We start from the raw sequence: 18502 nt of genomic DNA on the forward strand, positions 1-18502 counted from the left end.
TTCTAGCAATGGCTTACCCCGCCAAAAGCAAAGCTTCTTCCCGCAAATCAACTTCCTCCGGCCGTTTCACGGGCTGGGCCCGCAGCCTCTGGGTTCTTTTTGGGCTTGGCGTGGGCGGGATGATACTGTACGTATTGGCCGTAAGCGTCAATTTTCTGAATCTGTTCGGGCGCATGCCCAACCTGAAAACCTTGGAAAACCCGCGCAGTGAGCTGGCCTCCGAAATCTATTCGGCCGACAACGTGCTCATGGGCAAATATTTCCGGGAAAACCGCACGCCTACGGAGTACGAGGACCTGCCCCAGCACCTGGTAGACGCGCTGATTGCCACTGAAGACGCCCGCTTCGAGGAACACTCCGGCATTGACCCCCGGGCCACGGGCCGGGTAGCGGCGGGCCTGCTCACGGGCGGCAGCGGCGGCGGCGGCTCCACGCTCACCCAGCAGTTGGCTAAAGTGCTGTTCCGCACCCGCGAGGACTTGAACGATGGCATCCTGAACGATGTGCCGGGCGTGCGCATGCTCGTTACCAAAACCAAGGAGTGGATTCTGGCCACCCGCCTGGAGCGGAGCTATACCAAGCGTGAAATTTTGCGCATGTATTTGAATACCAACGACTATGGCTCCAACGCTTTTGGTATTAATACGGCGGCTAAAACCTTCTTTAGCAAGAAACCCCGCGACCTGACGCGCCCGGAGTCGGCTACGCTGGTGGGCGTGCTGAACGCGCCTTCCCGCTTCAGCCCTAAGTTTAACCCGCAGCGCTCCAAGGCCCGCCGCAACTGGGTACTGCGCCAAATGACCAAGTATGGTTACATGGATGCCCAGCAGCTCCGCGCCGATACCCTCCAGCCTATTGTGCTGCGCTACAACGTAGAAAACCAGAACGAGGGCATTGCCCCCTATTTCCGGGTGGAAGTGAGCAAGATGCTCAAGCAGTGGGCCAAGGAAACCGACCACGACCTGTACGCCGACGGCCTGAAAATCTACACCACCATCGACTCACGCATGCAGAAGTACGCGGAGGCGGCCGTGGCGGAGCACATGAAGCTGCAGCAGAAGTGGTTTGACCAGCAATGGAAAGGGCAACAACCCTGGCGCGACGAAAACGGCCGCATCATTCCTAACTTCTTGAGTACTTCCATTCAGCGCACCGAGCGGTACCGTTCCCTCAATACCCGTTTTGGCGGCAACAAAGACTCCATCAAGTACTACCTCAACAAGAAGTACAAGATGAAGGTGTTCACCTGGAACGGGGGCGAGAAGGAGGTGACTATGTCGCCTATGGACTCCCTGGCCTACTACAAGCGCCTGCTGCACTCTGGCTTTATGGCCATGAACCCGCTGAACGGGCAGGTAAAGGCTTGGGTGGGCGGCATCAACTTCAAATACATCAAGTACGACCACGTGAAGCAGGGTAAGCGGCAGCCGGGCTCCACCTTCAAGCCTTTCGTGTACGTAGCCGCCATCGACCAGGGATACTCCCCCTGCTACCAGCGCCCCGACGTGGCTACTACTTTTCCGGCCGAGCGGGGGCGCCCCGCCTACACGCCTCGCAACTTTGAGGGCAGTTACTCGGGCCGCACGTTCACGCTCCGTCAGGCGCTAGCCCGCTCTATGAACTCTATTACGGCTTGGCTGGTGCAGAAACTGGGGCCCGAAACGGTGGTCAGCTACGCCAAGCGCCTGGGCATCACCTCCCCTATTGAAGCGGTACCGGCCGTGGGCTTCGGTTCCTCCGACGTGAGCATTTATGAATTGGCCGGCGCGTACAGCACTTTCGTTAATAAAGGCATCTGGACGGCCCCCATGATGGTCACGCGCATTGAGGATAAAAATGGCAACGTCCTGCGCGAATTCGTGCCACAGACCCGCGAGGCGCTAAGCGAGGAAACGGCCTACTTGATGACCTACATGCTGCGCGGCGCCACCGAGGAGCAAGGCGGCACCAGCATCATCCTGAAAGGTGGCTTCAAGTTTCCGTATGAGATGGGCGCCAAAACCGGTACTACCAGCAATTACTCCGACGGCTGGTTTATGGGCCTCACCCCCGACTTGGTGTGCGGCACTTGGGTAGGCGGTGAAGACCGGAGCATCCACTTCCGTACAGGGGCGTACGGGCAGGGCTCCCGCTTAGCGCTGCCGCTCTACGGCATCTTTATGAAGAAAGTATACGCCGACAAGAGCATCGATATCAATAAAGGTGCCTTCCCCAAGCCTGCGCAGCCGCTCAGCATCGAAATAGACTGTTCCCGCTACTACAACGGTTCCGGCCAGCGCGACACGATTCCCTATGAGCAGAAGCTCAACCAAGTAGAGCTGGAAGACCTGAACGAGGAGGACATCTAAATCACGGATTCTGTTGATTTTTCTCTGATTTCACTGAATTTTACGCAAGGTGGCCGGGACGTCCCGGCCACCTTTTTTGTTCTATCGGTAGCGCCGTACAGGCTGGGTGAACCTCCGCCCCAATGCGTTGCGTACTTCCGTTAAAAAGTAGGTTGAACAGGACAGGCTCTCCCGAAATCTGTGCCATCCAATTCATCTGCAACATCTGTGATTTTATGGCTGCCCGTCCCGAACTACAAGACCAAATTCGTCAGCTGCCCCACCGCCCGGGCGTGTACAAGTACTTCGGAGAGGAGGAAACCATTATTTACGTGGGCAAGGCCATTGACCTGCGCAAGCGCGTGAGCAGCTACTTCACCAAGCAGGACCACAACAAGAAAACCCAGCAGCTGGTCAAGAACATCCGCCGCATTGAGTTTACCATCGTTGATTCCGAGTCGGACGCGTTTCTGCTGGAAAATAACCTCATCAAGCAGCACCAGCCCAAGTACAACATCCTGCTCAAGGATGGTAAGACTTACCCCTACCTGCTGCTCACAAATGAGCGGTTCCCCCGCCTGATTCCTACCCGCAACAAGATTCCGGGTCAGGGCCACTACTACGGCCCCTACGCCAACGTAACGGGTATGAATCTGCTGCTGGAGCTGATTCGGGCGCTGTATCCGCTCCGCACCTGCACCTACAACCTCTCACCTCAGAACATTGCCGCTGGCAAGTTCAAAGTGTGTCTGGAATATCACCTGGGCAATTGCAAAGGCCCCTGTGAGGGGCTGCAAGATGAGGAAACATACAACCAATACATCCAACAGATCCGCCAGATTCTCAACGGCGACCTGCGCCTACCCAAGCAGTATTTCCGGGAGCGGATGACGCAGGCCGCCCAGGAGCAGCAGTACGAGCTAGCCCACCAGTTTAAGCTCAAATTGGACAAGCTGGATGAATTTCAGGCCAAGAGCACCATCGTCAATGCCAACCTCACCAACATCGACGTGTTCAGCATTGCTTCCAATGAGAAGTCGGCCTTTATCAGCTACCTCAAGGTGATGAATGGCAGCATCGTCCTCACGCAGTCTCTGGAGGTGCAGAAGAAGCTGGACGAGCCCGACGACGAAATCCTGGCCCCACTGATTATGCAGATGCGGCAGGAGTTTGAGAGTGAGTCCCGAGAAATCCTGACCAACGTGCCCGTGCCCAACCTACCCCTGCCCGGCGTCAGCATCACCCAGCCTCAGATTGGCGACAAGCGCAAGCTTATCGAGCTAGGTCTGAAGAACGTGCTCTACCTGCGCAAGGAAAAAGAGAGCATGAACGACCGGAGCAAGGACCTGAACGAGGTACGCATCATGGAAACCATGAAGAAGGATTTGCGCCTTACCGAGCTTCCTAAGCACATCGAGTGCTTCGACAACTCCAACTTCCAGGGCGACAACCCGGTATCCGCCATGGTGTGTTTCCGCAACGCCAAGCCCAGCAAAAAGGACTACCGCCACTACCACATCAAAACCGTAGTTGGCCCCAACGACTTCGACTCGATGTACGAAGTAGTAACGCGCCGCTACCGCCGCCTCGTGGATGAGGGTGCCAGTCTGCCCCAACTCGTTATCGTGGATGGCGGTAAAGGCCAGCTCAGCATGGCCGTAAAAGCCCTCAAAGACCTTAACCTCTGGGGCCAGATTCCAGTCATCGGTATTGCCAAGCGCCTAGAGGAAATCTACGTACCCAACGACCCGCTACCTCTCTACATCGACAAGAAAAGCGAGACGCTTCGCCTTATTCAGCGCATGCGTGACGAGGTTCACCGCTTCGGCATCACCTTCCACCGCTCCCGCCGCGACGCCGCCACTCTCAAGACCGAGCTAACTGAAGTGAAAGGGCTAGGCCCCGTTACGGCCGACAAGCTCCTGTCCAAGTTCAAATCAGTCAAGAAGATCAAAGAGCTAACAGAGGCCGAACTTATTGCCGAAGTCGGTAAGGCCAAAGCGCGCATCTTACTGGACTATTTTAGCCAACAAGAAGCTACGTAATGCTATAATAGATGTATAACGCAAAAGAGCCCCTTCCTTACGGTGGGGGCTCTTTTTATGCAAGAACTAGACGAATACAGAATCCGCGTAATCCGAAAAATCCGGCTGAATCCGTGGATTTAGAAGGACCACAGATTGTACTCGTACTCAATCAAATCGGCGGCTGCTTGCTGCGAGGCCAGAATACCTTGCTGCTGGCCCCCGTAGATTTCATCAAGGCGCGAGTCGTTAGGGTTCGACACTTTTACGATATAGGAGTTGAACAGCCAAAGTTCGAAGGCATCTGCCAAGTTCTTGTGCTGAGCATCGTTCTGAGGGTTAAACCAAATGGCTTTATCCGGATTAGCCCGAAATACCCGCACCAAGTCGCTGTACTTGAAATAGCCTATCGGTTTTTCAATGCCCGACGTGTTGGAAGACAAAGTAGAAGGCAACAACAGCCCGATAGACTTAATGTCGTGATACATTCTCGACCGTTTTTTGTCGAAAATCATATCCTCCTTAATCTCCATCTGATACACGTCCTTGGGGCGAACCTCGTAGCTCATCGGAGCAGCCGGGGCCGCTTTGGCAGTAGACTTAGCACCTTTCTTCTTAGGAGCACCCCAGTCATCACCGGTGTCTTCTGTGAAGCCCGCAGCTCGTTCTTCATCACTCAAACCAGCACTGGCTTCAGCAATCGACATATTGCCAAGCATTTCCTTCGATGACAAGGTAGAAGTCAGCGAGTCGTTACGATAAGCTTGTAGCTCACCACGGCGAACGGCCTCAATGATTACACGGCTGATTTCCTTGCCTTCTGCAAACATGGGCTTGTTCTGCTTCTCGCGCAGGTCAACCGCCCGCCAAATCGTCTTCCGGAACATGATGTCCGAATTCGGAATTGGACGGTACGAGCCATTGCTGCTCGCGGTGGTAGCTTGTTCCTGAGCCGAAGCTGCCACCGACAGCGTCAGGCCGGCCGTCAGAGCGGCGAAGGAGAGGAATTTGTTCATACCTGAGTAATCAAAAAAGCGCAACGGATAGTTCAGAGTCTCTAACGCTTACAGCAGCGGAATATTGAACTGCTTGGAAACATTCACATCCTCCACGTTGCCTTGGAAGTTTTGGCGCTGTACACCTTTCACTTCCACGTACAAACGGTCACCTTCGCGGGCCGAGTTTACAACATCGGTCAGGTCAGCATTAGGACCGTTAATGGTGCGCGTAGGAATAGCAGGACGCTTACCACGTACCAACGTAATCTGGTAGCTCGACACCCGGAAACGGGCATCCTCTGGCAGGAAGCTGGCAAAGCTGGCGTCTGGTACAGCTTTCAGGTTCATATTCCGAACTGCTGTGATAGGAGTGCCTTGCTTCTCGTTAGCCGGACGGCCACCAACCCAGCACTGAATGTCGGGCTTGGGAATCTGACGAACTTGGAAAGTTTGCGAACCAATGGCATTGCCATTGCTGCTCACGTTCAGAGTTACCTCGCGGGAGTTTGGCACCAGCGTTACTTCACCCTTAGCCGAACCTTTGATGGTAGAAGCACCGGAAGCGGAAAAGCTAGGATCATACTGCGCGCCCAGAGCGGGCACTTGCACACTTAGTTTATTGCCGCACTTGAAGTACAAAGCCTGCACCGAAGCCGACTGAATCTGCATTACCGGCTTGGTAATGGTGTACGGCGTCTTAACAGTGAACAATGTGTCACGACCGTTCTGCTTGAAGCGGATAGTACCAGTCCAAGACGCCTTAGCGTTACCAGCCTGGTCGAAACCACCGGGTTTGGCCGTAAACTCGATTTTACCTTTGCCGGTAGCTGGATCCACCCGGAGAGGTGAACCGTTAAGCGTCATGGTAGGATTCAGGCCCGAAGCCGAAGCAGTCAGAAACAGTTCTGCTTTGTACTTAGTACCAGCGGCTACTGTGTTCGACTCAGCGCTAGCAAATGCGCCAATCTTATCGAATACGATGTTAGATGCCCCAACTTGTTGAGCCAACCGGTTCAGTGCATCTGACTCATACTTCAGCACTTCCGTTTCTTTCTGGGAAAGAACCGCCAAGGCGGCAGCAACTGGAGTTTGCTCAAAGTTCAGCTGAGCAAAGTCTTTGGTTTTCTGTTCAGCCGTTACAGCGGCATCATCTTTGGCATCCAATGCCAGTTTTGGTACAGTAACTCCTGGTACCAGCGTCTGCAGATCAGTTGCATACTGGTTCAGGTCATTCTGCAGCTTGTAGCCTAGCCCTTTCTTGTTGCCGGCACTGCCCAGCATTAGGTTGGCAACCGCTTCAGTAGCTTCCAGATTCTCAAATTTCTCAGGAGTGTTCTTGGAAGCCTTCATCAGCTGGTCGCGCATGTCGCGCAAAGAGCTAACCATTTGAGCCGTCCGCTCCCGTACTTTCTGGCTAGCAGCCAGTACTGCACGGTCCCGAGCTTGGTTGCGGTTATCAGCTACCGCCTTCTCAATGCCTTTTACAGCATCCTGATTGCTTTTATCCGTTTTCTGGTTCACCCCAAATAGAGCGTCATCCAGGAATTTAAACTTCAGCAATATTGCTGAATTCACGTTGAGAGCCAGAAGAGCAGTCAGTACCAAGTACATCATGCCAATCATCTTCTGCCGTGGAGTTTCCTTACCTCCCGCCATCGTATCTGCCTATTCTAGTACTAGTGGAACTTATATCTGAAACGTTATGCAGTGCGGCTACCTTAGTTGGTAGCGCGCATAGCGTTCAGCATGTTACCGTACACACGGTTCAGCGAGCTGAGGTTGGTGGTCAGGCCGGTTACTTCCTGCTTGAACTGCTCAGTTTCCTTACCGGCTTCCGTCAGGTTTTCCATGGCTTGCGCCAGCGTGCCATAGAACTTGTTCATGGACTTCAAATGCGTGTTAGCATCCTGCAGTTCCATTTCGTACACAGCGTTCAATGCACCCAAGTTCTTAGTTACATTCTGCACCTGCACGTGGTACTCGCGGGCATCGTTGGTAGCATCGGCCATAGCCGTCATAGCCGTAGCAGTGTTCGAGTAAGCCTCGTTGATGCGCTCCAGGGACTGGGCGGCCGTACGTACTTTGGTGGTGTACTCATCCGTAGCGCTGGTAGCGTCACCGAGAGTGGAGAGCTGCTGCGTAGTGGTGCTCAAGCGGTTCAAACCCTGGCCCAGTGAGGCAATGGCTTCGGGCGTTACGTTTGCATCTTTCAGCATGTCGTCCAGCTTACGAGTCAAACCGGTACCCGTACCTTGCTCAACAAACTTGTTGCTGTTGGTGGAGGGGTCATAGCCTTCGCTCAGCTCTGGATATACCAGGGACCAATCAACATCCTTGGGGTTAGGCTGGAATGCACTCAGGAAGAAAATTACTGCTTCCGTACCAAGACCGATGATGAGCATCAAGTCAGCACCTGGTAAGTGAAGTATTTTGAACAACGCTCCGATAATTACGACTGCCGCGCCGATGCCGTAAATTTTCGGCATTACCGAATCAAAGAAGAAGTTACCGCCTTTAGCTGCCATGTGAATGGTTATTGAAAGAGAAGTTTGTTGAGGTAATGTTTTTTAAAGAACGCGGGAGAGTTGTGCGGGTAGTATTTGAGTAGGCAGCCAAGGTTGGCTACTAGTTCAGACTTTCGTTAGTGCCCATGCCAATCTGAATCATGGCCGTGCGGAAACCGATATAAGAGCGGGCAGAATCCTGGTATTCAAAATTGCGAGTACCCGTTTCGAGGAAGTATGCAATATCCTTCCAGGAACCGCCACGCACCACTTTGCGGGGCTCGTTATCATCAGGGTTGGTAGGGTTCATATCCCACACCACTGGCACCGAAGCTTCCATGTAGGCATCATCGCACCACTCAGCTACGTTGCCCGACATGTCGTACAGGCCGAAGTCGTTGGGGAAGAAAGCACCAACTGGTGAAGTGTACGCATAGCCATCCGAAGCGTAGTCACCGCGGCCGGGCTTAAAGTTAGCCAGCATGCAGCCTTTGGAGTTGCGCAGGTAAGGGCCACCCCAAGGGTAGGTGGCCAAGTCGCGGCCACCGCGAGCAGCGTACTCCCATTCAGCCTCGGAGGGCAAACGGAAGTTAGGCGTAGGAGCCAAGCCAGCTTCGGCGTTGGCGGCATTCTTGTTTTTGGTGCGCCAGTTGCAGAAATACTTAGCCGCAAACCAGTCTACCCCTACTACCGGATAGTCGTCGAACGCCGGGTGGGTGTAGTAATACTCCATGAGAGGATCACCCATGTGGTAGGTGAAGTCGCGCACCCATACCGTCGTATCTGGATAGAGTTCCGTCATCACGTACTCCTCACCCAACACGTCAATCGAATCCTGCCGGATGGCATTCATGAATTGACGGTATTCGTTGTTGGTAATTTCTGTTTCATCCATGTAGAAGCCGGCAATAGTTACCTGCTTGTTCATGTTGACCATAGAAGCCGAGATATCCTGGTCGGTCTGGCCCATGTGGAACGTTCCACCGGGGCAAGGCACCATGCCGAAAGGTACCTCCTGGGGGTTAAATTCCGGACGGTCCTCTGCCCCAACCAGGTCACCTTGCGGTCCTTGGCCAAAACCACAGCCCCCCAAAATAAGCGTCGAGAAAGCGACGAGAGGCAATAAGAGAAACTTGTTCATGTGAGAAAGAAAAAGACGGTCGAGGCGGCGATATCCAAAGATTACAATTTTTCGAGCTGGCAAAGCTAACGAATGATACGTTCGTACGCAAGCCTATCGCTCAATGCATTCCATTTGTCTGCGAACTAACCTTACGGCCAGTTAAACAATGGTTAACAAGGAGTTAAACTATTTTTGCAATGGGGGTGAGGACAGCAAGAGTACAACAAAGGTTCCTAGTACCGAAAGTCGTCTTTCTAGAAGCTGTAACGTGGTGTGCGGACTGCTGGGCGGACTGTTAGTCCGGGCTTCGGCAGACGATAAGAGAGCATAATTTCGAATGAGCTCAGAGCCCTTGCATCCTGGTTAAATGCAATCAGGTCGTAAGCCAATCCCACTCGCATGGCATTGTCTTTAGCAAAACTCAGGCCACCTAAAGCAGTAAACGACTCATCATAGCGGTAACCAATGCCTCCCCAGAAACGGTCGTTGAACGTTGCCCGAACACCAGCCTCATAGGAGTTATTCCTAAAGGAAAACTTATTGTCGTCTCCAAACTTACCAGGAAGCACCATCTTCATCAGTACTGTAGGGGTAACTACAACGGAGGAAGAGGCTTCAATATTATACCCGGCCGTGAGGTAGGCGTGATTTTCGTTGATATACTCGGCGGTTTTTCCACCTGCTACGGCGCTATTGAACTTGTAGTCCGAACGCAACAGATTATTCACGCTCAGACCGGCGTATAGCTTCTCTGATTCGTACCAAGCTCCTACTCCCAGGTCAACTTTGCGGTCAGCCCCCTCTTGTGGTACTTTGATATCTCCTTGATCAACCGGACGATAGGTCCCTTGGTAGATATTATTGAATACTCCCTGTACCCCGATACCTAGTCTGCCCTCCCCTATTTTTATATGCTTGGAGTACGACAGTTGGGCGTTGGTGGTCGTTAGCTGCGCAATCTTGTCTCTGTAGACGCCAATTCCCAGTCCACCTCCAATTGCCGCGACGGGCAAAGAGGCTGTAAGAGAATATGTTTGGGGAGAGCCACCCGCGTCGAAAGTAGCATCATAGCCAAAATACTGGGAGCGGCCCAGTGCTGTTATTTCGCCTTGCCCTTTGATGCCCGCATACGCCGGATTCAGAAACATCCCATTGAAGCCGTAGTGGCTGAATTGGGGCTGCTGCTGCGCCAGTGCGTAAGTTGAGAGAGAAGAGAAGAAAAGGATAGATAGTATTCTCTTCATATTGGGGCCTGTTTACGGCTGATTACGCAGGTAAAAGAAAAAGGTGGCGTGCTCCAATAGCACCTCGAATAGCCACTCGTAACTAATATACTGAAAAGACAGGAGGAAACAGAAATCTGTTTCCTCCTGTCAGCTAATACACGATAATTATTTACCTTTTTTTTCTTTTGCCAGCTCCGCCCCGTGGTGCAAGCGGATATATGCCTCAATGGCTCCGGTCATAGACGGCGCGTTAGGCTGCGGAGCCTCAATATCAAGCTCTAGTCCGGCATCCAACACAGCTTTGGCAGTAGTTGGACCGAAGGCAGCAATGCGCGTTCCGTTTTGCTCGAAGCCAGGGAAGTTGACGAATAGGGAGCTAATGCCGGAGGGACTAAAGAAGGCAATGCAGTCGTACTTCACGTCCGACAAATCCGACAGGTCGCTGGCCACTGTGCGGTAGATAACCGCCTCCGTGAACTTAAAGCCATTGGCCCGCATAAACTCCGGAATGTCATCCTTGCGGATGTCGGAGCACGGATACAGGAACTTCTCGCCCTTGTGCTTCTTGATTACCTCAAATAGATCAGCAGCGGTACGCTGCCCCACGAACAGCTTACGCTTGCGGAGCACAATATACTTTTGCAGGTAATTAGCAGTCTGCTCCGAGATGCAGAAATACTTCATCTCGGCGGGCATTTCAATCTTAGCTTCCTGACAGATGCGGAAGAAATGGTCAACCGCATTACGGCTGGTGAAGATAACAGCCGTGTGCTCCGGAATATTGACCTTCTCCTTGCGAAAGTCCTTGTAGGATACGGGCTGAACCTCGATAAATTCCCGGAAGTCTACCTTGATACCATACTTGTCCGCAATGGAAAAGTAGGGCGACACATCGTTGGTGGGTTTAGGCTGGGTGACCAGGATGCTGGAGATACGCTTGGCGTGACGGCCCGTCCCCGGTTGGTCTTTGCTCTCGGCCATAGTAAGAAGTGGGTAAGTCTAAGGCAATAAGGGGGCGTTGCAGGTGCCGCCGGCGAAGCCGGCAGGGATGTACTAGTAGGTAAAAACGATCAGCTTGAGCAGAATGATCAAGGGAATCACTTCCGTGGCGCAAAGGTACGAAAACAAATGCAGATTCAGTAAGGAGGTTTTACGATGCAGCGTGCGCCCTACCCGGAGCACTGTCCCAATCAACAGCAAGGAAACCACACCGTTGGACACCCATAATACCGTCTCAGGCAGCCGCTGATTCAGGCCCAGATAGAGCAGCATTACGACCGGCAAAAAGAGCCCCATAAAGAGGATGGTGCGGATGAATTCGCGGTATTGCAGCGTGACTAGCTCTGTCACGTCAAAAATATACCCCATCAACTCCAGGAACAGGTACTTGCCCAGCACGAAGCCAGCTACCAGCACGGTATAGAGCAACACCCGCACCACTATTGCCGACTCCGCCACATCAAACAGGGCCCGCAGGATAACGATACTCTGAATATTGGTATGTATGGCTACCAGCAGCAGCGCGAAGGAGAGCGAAAACAGCAGAACAAGCACCAGATTAAGCCAGGTTAGGGTTGGCTTGACTAGAAAATCCTGGTCGGTAGTGGCTTTACCCCACAGGCCATCCAACTGATAAATCCGGGCAAAGCTGGGCTGATAGCTGGCGCGCAGGCCACCATAGCACAGACCAATTAGTAACAGGAAAGCGACGAACACATTCTGGCCCTGGTGCCCACGCGGGCGGGGCTGTGCGGCCAAGGGAGCCGTCCTAGGTTCGCCCGCCTTGGTAGTTACTGCCAGCGGAACTGTATTGGTGAAAGAGGCCAGGTTTGGCACGGCATCAGGCTGCCATACACAGAGCAAGTGAGAACCAGGCTGGCTGCCGGGCGGCAGAAGCGCCGCCAAGTCTATAGTATAGGAAGCTGGCGTACGGGCGCTGAATACCAAACGATTATCCAGAAACAGGCTTAATCTTTCGCGGGCGGTGAAGCTGATGCGCAAGGGCTTGCCCGGCCGAATTGAAAGCCACTGGTAATACGCGTGAACCGGCGCGTGGTAGTCGGGTAGATACAGTACGAGGCGGTTGCGGGGCTCGTTAAATATTAGCCAGTCGGCGGTGAGTCCGGCCCGGGGAGCGGGTGCCAATGGCCGGTATTCTGCGGCGTAGGCAGCCTGAACCGGGCGCAACCCCAACAGTGCTAACCACAGACCCCATATCCAGAAACGCCAGGTGTTCAGCACCGTTGTAAGAGAATATGCTTACGAGGCCACCCGCTGCCGCTCAGCCCGGCTGTGGTACACACCCAAGAAAACACTCAGCAGCAGCGAGAAGGCTATGAGCGTAGCAATCAGCCAAGTATTGCCGAGGTAGGAAAAGTTAATAACGAAGAGGATGACGACGATGTTGAGCAGGCCCAGGAGGATAACTGTGCCAATCTGCTGGAAACCCATGGCCAGAATGCGGTGATGCACGTGGTTTTTGTCGGGGGAGAAGGGCGAACGGCCCGCCATCATCCGGACGATGAATACCCGTAACGTGTCGAACAAGGGCACAAACAGGATACCCACGGCTACTGAAGGAGCCGAGGAGGCGAACGGCTGGCCCGGCACTTTTAGTCCCATCTCAATGAACTGGATGGTGAGAATGGACACGATGAAGCCGCAAACCAGGGAACCAGTGTCGCCCATGAAGATGGTGGCTTTGTGGAAGTTGTAGCGCAGGAAGCCGAGCAGGCCGCCAATTACACACACTGCTACAAACACGTAGTTCTGAAAATCGGGGCCGCCATAGCGGTAGAAATAATAGCCAAACGTGCTGCAGATAATGAGCACAATACTACCAGCCAAACCATCTAGCCCATCAATGAGGTTGATAGCATTGGTGATGCCCACAATGGCAAAGAAGGTGAAGGCGTAGCTGATGCCAATGGGCAACTCCTGAATACCCAGAATGCCTTGGAAGCTGGTGATGCGCACATCGGCCATAATCATCACCACCCCAGTGGCCAAAAGCTGGCCCACAAACTTCTTGGCAACGGAAATGCTGACCAAGTCGTCCTTCAGGCCCACGAAGAACAGGACGATGCAGCCGGCCAGTAGCTCCTGCACCCCATTTTGGAGCGGAGCGAAAATGGTAAGCGCCGACATGAACCCGGCAAATACGGCCACCCCGCCCAAGCGGGGCGTCAGCGACTCGTGCACGGTACGCGCGTTAGGCGTATCGAGCATGTTTTTCAGGTGGGCAACATAGATAATGGACGGGACGGCAAACAGTGCTACCAGAAACGCCCATAAGGAGGACAGGCCCAACTGAATTTCGAGTGTACTCATTGCGGAGTCGGCTGTTATTGAAACGCGCCTCAACTTAAATCTAAGCAAGCGAGGCACAAAGATAACTACTTAGTTGTGCAGGATACCAAGTTGACCAAGCAGGAGAACAATGGGGGTCAGGTTTTCGGGTACAATGGAATCCGGCACGAAGATGAATTTCTTGTCGAATACCTGCTTATTTACGTAGTAGCTCACCCAGTACTGATTATTGAGGTGAAACAAGGCCGGATCAATGGGCTCAATGGGCACGGCCGCACAGGGTTGAACTTCCGGCAGCACATGGCGCAGGGTAGACGTGCGGATGGCTTCACCCTCAGCATTGGTACCGTAGCCGTTGGAGCTGACGATGACGTTTTCCAGGGGGAAGTCGTTGTCGTTGATCAGGTACACCAACCAGCCGGGCTGGCCTTCGGTCGTGGTTACCGTGTCGTCGGGCACAATGGCCACCATAACGCCCGTTACCGGGTCAAATGCAATGTCTTTTTTCATGCAACTAGGTATGCTATGCAAACTCAGCGCCAAATAATTGGCCAAGGTGGGGCAATAGTCGTTCCTGCACCTCCGTTACGGGCACCGGCCGGCCCAGCTCGGCCTGCAGGGAAGTAACGGCTTTATCGGTGATACCGCAGGGCACAATGTGGCCGAAGTACGAGAGGTCGGTGTTTACATTGAGGGCGAAGCCGTGCATGGTAACCCAGCGGCTGCACTTCACGCCCATAGCGCATATTTTGCGCGGATTGGGGGCGCCCTCCTCAAAATCAATCCAGACGCCGGTAAGGCCAGCAATCCGGCCGGCCCGCACACCGTAGTCGGCCAGGGTCAGGATAACGGCCTCCTCCAGCAGGCGCAGGTAGCGGTGAATGTCGGTGAAGAAGTTGTCGAGGTCGAAGATGGGATACCCAACCAGTTGACCGGGGCCGTGGTAGGTAATATCGCCGCCCCGGTTGATGCGGTGGAAGGTGGCACCGTGGTCCAGCAGGCTCGCCTCATCCAGCAGCAAGTGTTCGGGCTTGCCGCTTTTGCCCAGCGTATACACGTGCGGATGTTCGCACAGCAGCAAGTAATTGCTGGTTAGCTCGGGCGTTTGGCCAGCAGCCTGGGCGTCACGGTTACGGGTTTTTACCGTTAGCGTATCGGCCAGCAACTGTTCCTGCAACTCCCAGGTGGGCTGGTAGGCTACTGCCCCCAGCCGCTGCACCGTTACGCGCCGGTTCTGACCGGGAGAAGGAGCCCCAGCGGCCCGCTCAGGGTCCTGGCTAGCAGCTACTGGCGTTACGCAGGCAGAATACGTGTTCATATCAACAGAAAAAGAGAAGGCCACCACACGGAAACGCGCAAAGGTACTAGATTTAGCACCAGCAGAGTGCCGCGGTGAGTGTCTGCCTTGGATCCTTATTTTCTCCGATGATAACTGCGCATCAACTCGGACAGAACGGCGAAGAAGCGGCCTTGCAGCATTTGTTAGTTCTTGGTTATGAACTGGTGCAGCGCAACTACCGCCACCGCCGGGCGGAGGTAGACCTGATTGTGCGGCTGGGCAGCCGGCTGCTGGTATTCGTGGAAGTGAAAGCCCGCTCCTCCGCACACTATGGTTACCCCGAGGAATTCGTCACGGAGCGCAAACGTCAGCTGTTCCGGTTGGCAGCTGAGCAAGTGCAGGAAGAGCTAAACTGGTCGGGGGACATTCGATTCGACATCATTGCCCTCTCCCCTACTGCTACCGGTCTGCGCCTGGAGCATTTCGAGGATGCTTTTTGGTAAGTGGTGAAATGGTGAGTTTGAAGTTCTGGCAGCTCTAAGCGGAGCGGAAAGAACGTTAAACTCACCATTTCACTATTTCACCATCTCACCACTTACCGCCGGCTGCCGGGGCGGGCAGTGTCAGGTTTGTCACGGTTATCCAGCTTATCTTTTTCGTAGATGAGCACCCCGTTGCGGTTGTATTCCTTTACCAGTACTGGCTCGGTTACTTCTGGCTCATACCCCGATTCGCCGTATTGGTACTGGTAGCGCAGGCGGTTCCGAGTGTTACGGAAACCCCAATACCGGTCCCAGTTGCCCACGCGCTTGCCGTTCTCAAACTGGCCCGACCATTCCAGCTGCCCGTTTTCGTTGTAGCGCACATAGTCGCCTTCCAGCTTGCCGTTGAGGTAGGGCACTACTTCTTTTACCTGCTTCTGGCTTGCATCATAGTACGTGATGTTAGCGTCACGCGGGAAGCCCATTTCGTAGTGCGTTTTGGTGAGCAGGGTATTGTCGCGGGTGAGCCGCTCCCAGCGCAGGTGGCGGGTACCGAAGGCGAAATAGCCAGTTTCAATGACCTTGCCGCCCTGCAGCATTTTGTAGGGCCCGTGCAGCACCTTATCCGTTGAGGCATTCAGCTCAGTACTGGCTTTGAATATTTTGCGCTTGCGGGGATTGAAGTAGTAGCGGGCCGGGGCAAAGGGATTGGGCTGCTGGAAGGTGCGCAGGTAATAGAAGATTTCCACCTTCTGGTTTTTGCCCTTAGGACCCGATTTCACATACCCTTTCTTGATTCGCTCCCCCAGGAAGATGTTTTTCTTTTTCTTAGGCTTACGTTGCGCCGCTTTTTCCTTATCCTTCGCGGCGCGCTCCTGCTCCTTGGTCATGCTCACGCGCTTGGCCACTAAGGAGGGGGCACTGGCGGTATCGGCCGCCGTAGTCAGCGTATCGGCAGCGGCCAGGGTTATGGGCGCATCAGGGCGGCTATTGAAGGAAACGGTTTTGTGCGAGCAGGCCGCAGCTAGCCACAGCCCCGGCACAAGAAGAAACAAACGCAACGGACGCATCAGGGTATCAGGCAGGATTTGCAGCAACGAACGTAAATATAAAGGGATTTGGTGCCCACGGTGGAGTAACTGAGCCGGCCGGATACCTAAGCTAGCGGCTGATGCACAAACCTAGAAAGCTACGGCTCCCTCACATCCGAGAGTGCAACTAGGCCACAGGTGGTGTTCATATTGCGGCTCCCACCAAAAGCAAAGCGCCGACCCCATCAGTGGCCGGCGCTTTGTACCATTTTAAACTTTTAAGACTTTCTACTACTACTCAGCAGCCAGTAAATCGGCGCTACGCTTCACAAACGCCGTTAGCGCCTCTCCTTTCAGCATACCCTGGGCCAGCAAAGCTAAGTCAAAAGCTTGGCGAGCCAGCTTGTTACCCGCTTCGCCTTCAGCACTCAGCACGCGCTGGGCTACGGGGTGGTTGGCATTCACGCTCACCGTATAGCTGTCGGGCAGGCTGCCGAACATCTGCATACCGCCTCCGCCGCCGGCGCGCTGCATATCCTTCATGCGGCGCATAAACTCGGGCAGCGTAATGACCACGGGAGCATCCTGGGGCGAAAGAGCTTCCACCTGCACGTGCATCTGCTCGTTGCTGATGGCCTGCTTGAACACCTCAGCCAGCTTGGTTTTGTCGTCCTCGCTGAGCACGCTCTCGGTGGCGTCATCCTTCTCAATGAGTTTGCCTACCGTATCGGCATCCACGCGCTTGAAGGTCGTCTTTTCCAGCTTCTGCTCCAGCTGCCCGATGAAGTGCGAATCGAGCGGGCCGTTGAGCTCCAGCACGTCGTAGCCCCGGTCTTGGGCAGCTTGCACGAAACCGTGCTGGGCCTCTGCGTCGGTGGTGTAGAGCACCACAGTCTGCTCGTTCTTATCCTTCTGGTTAGCCTGCACAAACTCCTGGTACTCGGGCAGCGTGAACAGCTTGCCGGCCACGTTCTGCACCAGCGCAAAGTCCTTGGCTTTGTCGTAGAACTTCTCGTCGGAGAGCATGCCGTACTTCACAAACAGGCCAATATCCGACCACTTTTGCTCGTAGCCGGCGCGGTCCTTGCGGAACAGCTCGCTGAGCTTGTCGGCCACCTTTTTGGTGATGTACTGGTTGATTTTGCGCACGGCCGCGTCGGCCTGCAGGAAGCTACGCGACACGTTCAGCGGAATATCCGGCGAGTCGATAACGCCGTGCAGCAGCATCAGGAACTCAGGCACTACATCCTTCACCTCATCGGTGATGAACACCTGGCGCGAGTACAGCTGAATTTTGTTGCGCTGGAACTGCAGCTCGTCCTTTACCTTGGGGAAGTACAGAATACCCGTCAGGTTGAAGGGGTAATCCACGTTCAGGTGAATCCAGAACAGCGGGGGCTCCGAGAATGGGTACAGCTCCTGGTAAAACTTGGTGTAATCCTCGTCGGTCAGCTCCGAAGGCTGCTTGGTCCAGATGGGCTGGGTTTGGTTGATGACCTCGCCCTTGAACTCGATGGGAATAGGCAGGAACTTGCAGTACTTAGTGAGGATGCCTTTCAGGCGCTGGGGCTCCAGAAACTCATCGGAATCCTCGGCCACGTGCAGCACTACATCGGTGCCCCGGTCGGCCTTCTCGGTAGTTTCCAGGCTGAACTCCGTGCTACCATCGCACACCCAGTGGGCCGCTTCGGTGCCTTCTTTGTAGCTCTGGGAGAAGATTTCCACCTCCTTGGCGACCATAAAGGCCGAGTAGAAGCCCAAGCCAAACTGACCGATAATCTGGTCTTTGGTGGCGGCGTCCTTCTCCTTATACTGCTCCACAAACTCAGTGGCGCCGGAGAAGGCAATCTGGTTGATGTACTTCTTGATTTCCTCGGCCGTCATGCCCAGGCCGCGGTCCGAGATGGTGATGGTGCGGGCTTCCTTGTCCACGCTCACCGTTACTTTCAGCTCGCCCAGCTCGCCTTTAAACTCGCCCAGCTGGCCCAGGCTTTTCAGCTTCTGGGAAGCGTCCACGGCATTGCTGACCAATTCCCGCAGGAAAATCTCGTGGTCAGAATACAGGAACTTCTTGATGATGGGGAAGATATTCTCAGTGTGAATTGAGATGCTACCTTTCTCTTGCATAACGAATTAGGAAGGAGTGAATGAAAACAACATCAGACGATTTGCCAGCTTGTATGCCGGCGAACCGCGCAG

Annotated in this window: 15 protein-coding genes; 3 read left to right on the top strand and 12 right to left on the bottom strand. The window is 54.2% G+C overall.

The genetic code is table 11. The features are described from left to right. Nucleotides 1–8: 8 nt before the first annotated feature. Nucleotides 9–2348, top strand: coding sequence for a transglycosylase domain-containing protein (locus ABIB60_RS18885; RefSeq protein ID WP_354582037.1), 2340 nt, complete (start codon nucleotides 9–11; stop codon nucleotides 2346–2348). Between the two features lie 215 nt (nucleotides 2349–2563). Continuing rightward, complete coding sequence (gene uvrC / locus ABIB60_RS18890) at nucleotides 2564–4372, top strand: excinuclease ABC subunit UvrC (protein WP_354582038.1); 1809 nt, start codon at nucleotides 2564–2566, stop codon at nucleotides 4370–4372. A gap of 119 nt (nucleotides 4373–4491) precedes the next feature. On the opposite strand, the gene porN is transcribed toward uvrC, so the two are convergent. The 10 genes from porN to lipB all read right to left on the bottom strand — a co-directional run bounded on the left by porN (nucleotide 4492) and on the right by lipB (nucleotide 14829). Continuing rightward, a complete protein-coding gene (gene porN / locus ABIB60_RS18895; RefSeq protein WP_354582039.1) occupies nucleotides 4492–5367 on the bottom strand; it encodes a type IX secretion system ring subunit PorN/GldN in 876 nt (291 codons plus the stop codon). 48 nt (nucleotides 5368–5415) lie between these two features. Beyond that, entirely contained in the window at nucleotides 5416–7005 is a 1590-nt protein-coding gene (porM, locus tag ABIB60_RS18900) for a type IX secretion system motor protein PorM/GldM (protein WP_354582040.1), read from the bottom strand. A 62-nt stretch (nucleotides 7006–7067) separates the two neighbouring features. Beyond that, nucleotides 7068–7835, bottom strand: a complete 768-nt coding sequence (gene porL / locus ABIB60_RS18905; RefSeq protein WP_315998453.1) for a type IX secretion system motor protein PorL/GldL — start codon at nucleotides 7833–7835, stop codon at nucleotides 7068–7070. A gap of 139 nt (nucleotides 7836–7974) precedes the next feature. Then, nucleotides 7975–8994, bottom strand: coding sequence for a T9SS ring complex lipoprotein PorK/GldK (porK, locus tag ABIB60_RS18910; protein WP_354582041.1), 1020 nt, complete (start codon nucleotides 8992–8994; stop codon nucleotides 7975–7977). 236 nt (nucleotides 8995–9230) lie between these two features. After that, nucleotides 9231–10220 carry a PorP/SprF family type IX secretion system membrane protein gene (locus ABIB60_RS18915; RefSeq protein WP_354582042.1) on the bottom strand — a complete coding sequence of 330 codons (990 nt, stop codon included), beginning with the start codon at nucleotides 10218–10220 and terminating at the stop codon, nucleotides 9231–9233. 147 nt (nucleotides 10221–10367) lie between these two features. Continuing rightward, nucleotides 10368–11183 carry a uroporphyrinogen-III synthase gene (locus ABIB60_RS18920; protein ID WP_354582043.1) on the bottom strand — a complete coding sequence of 272 codons (816 nt, stop codon included), beginning with the start codon at nucleotides 11181–11183 and terminating at the stop codon, nucleotides 10368–10370. Nucleotides 11184–11255: 72 nt separating this feature from the next. After that, nucleotides 11256–12443 carry a DUF4271 domain-containing protein gene (locus ABIB60_RS18925; protein WP_354582044.1) on the bottom strand — a complete coding sequence of 396 codons (1188 nt, stop codon included), beginning with the start codon at nucleotides 12441–12443 and terminating at the stop codon, nucleotides 11256–11258. Nucleotides 12444–12461: 18 nt separating this feature from the next. Continuing rightward, nucleotides 12462–13532: an MraY family glycosyltransferase gene (locus tag ABIB60_RS18930; protein ID WP_315998458.1), complete on the bottom strand. Its 1071-nt coding sequence runs from the start codon at nucleotides 13530–13532 to the stop codon at nucleotides 12462–12464. Between the two features lie 69 nt (nucleotides 13533–13601). After that, nucleotides 13602–14021 carry a hypothetical protein gene (locus tag ABIB60_RS18935; RefSeq protein ID WP_354582045.1) on the bottom strand — a complete coding sequence of 140 codons (420 nt, stop codon included), beginning with the start codon at nucleotides 14019–14021 and terminating at the stop codon, nucleotides 13602–13604. A 13-nt stretch (nucleotides 14022–14034) separates the two neighbouring features. Then, nucleotides 14035–14829: a lipoyl(octanoyl) transferase LipB gene (gene lipB, locus ABIB60_RS18940; protein ID WP_354582046.1), complete on the bottom strand. Its 795-nt coding sequence runs from the start codon at nucleotides 14827–14829 to the stop codon at nucleotides 14035–14037. A gap of 107 nt (nucleotides 14830–14936) precedes the next feature. Between lipB and ABIB60_RS18945 the strand changes: the two genes are divergently transcribed. Next, nucleotides 14937–15293, top strand: coding sequence for a YraN family protein (locus ABIB60_RS18945; RefSeq protein ID WP_354582047.1), 357 nt, complete (start codon nucleotides 14937–14939; stop codon nucleotides 15291–15293). Between the two features lie 92 nt (nucleotides 15294–15385). Here ABIB60_RS18945 and ABIB60_RS18950 read toward each other — a convergent pair whose 3' ends face one another. Together ABIB60_RS18950 and htpG are read right to left on the bottom strand one after the other, a co-directional pair. Beyond that, complete coding sequence (locus ABIB60_RS18950; protein ID WP_354582048.1) at nucleotides 15386–16342, bottom strand: toxin-antitoxin system YwqK family antitoxin; 957 nt, start codon at nucleotides 16340–16342, stop codon at nucleotides 15386–15388. A gap of 255 nt (nucleotides 16343–16597) precedes the next feature. Beyond that, nucleotides 16598–18430, bottom strand: a complete 1833-nt coding sequence (htpG, locus tag ABIB60_RS18955) for a molecular chaperone HtpG (protein WP_354582049.1) — start codon at nucleotides 18428–18430, stop codon at nucleotides 16598–16600. Between the last annotated feature and the right edge of the window lie 72 nt (nucleotides 18431–18502).

The sequence above is a fragment of the Hymenobacter sp. UYP22 genome (assembly GCF_040547285.1).
Taxonomy (GTDB): domain Bacteria; phylum Bacteroidota; class Bacteroidia; order Cytophagales; family Hymenobacteraceae; genus Hymenobacter.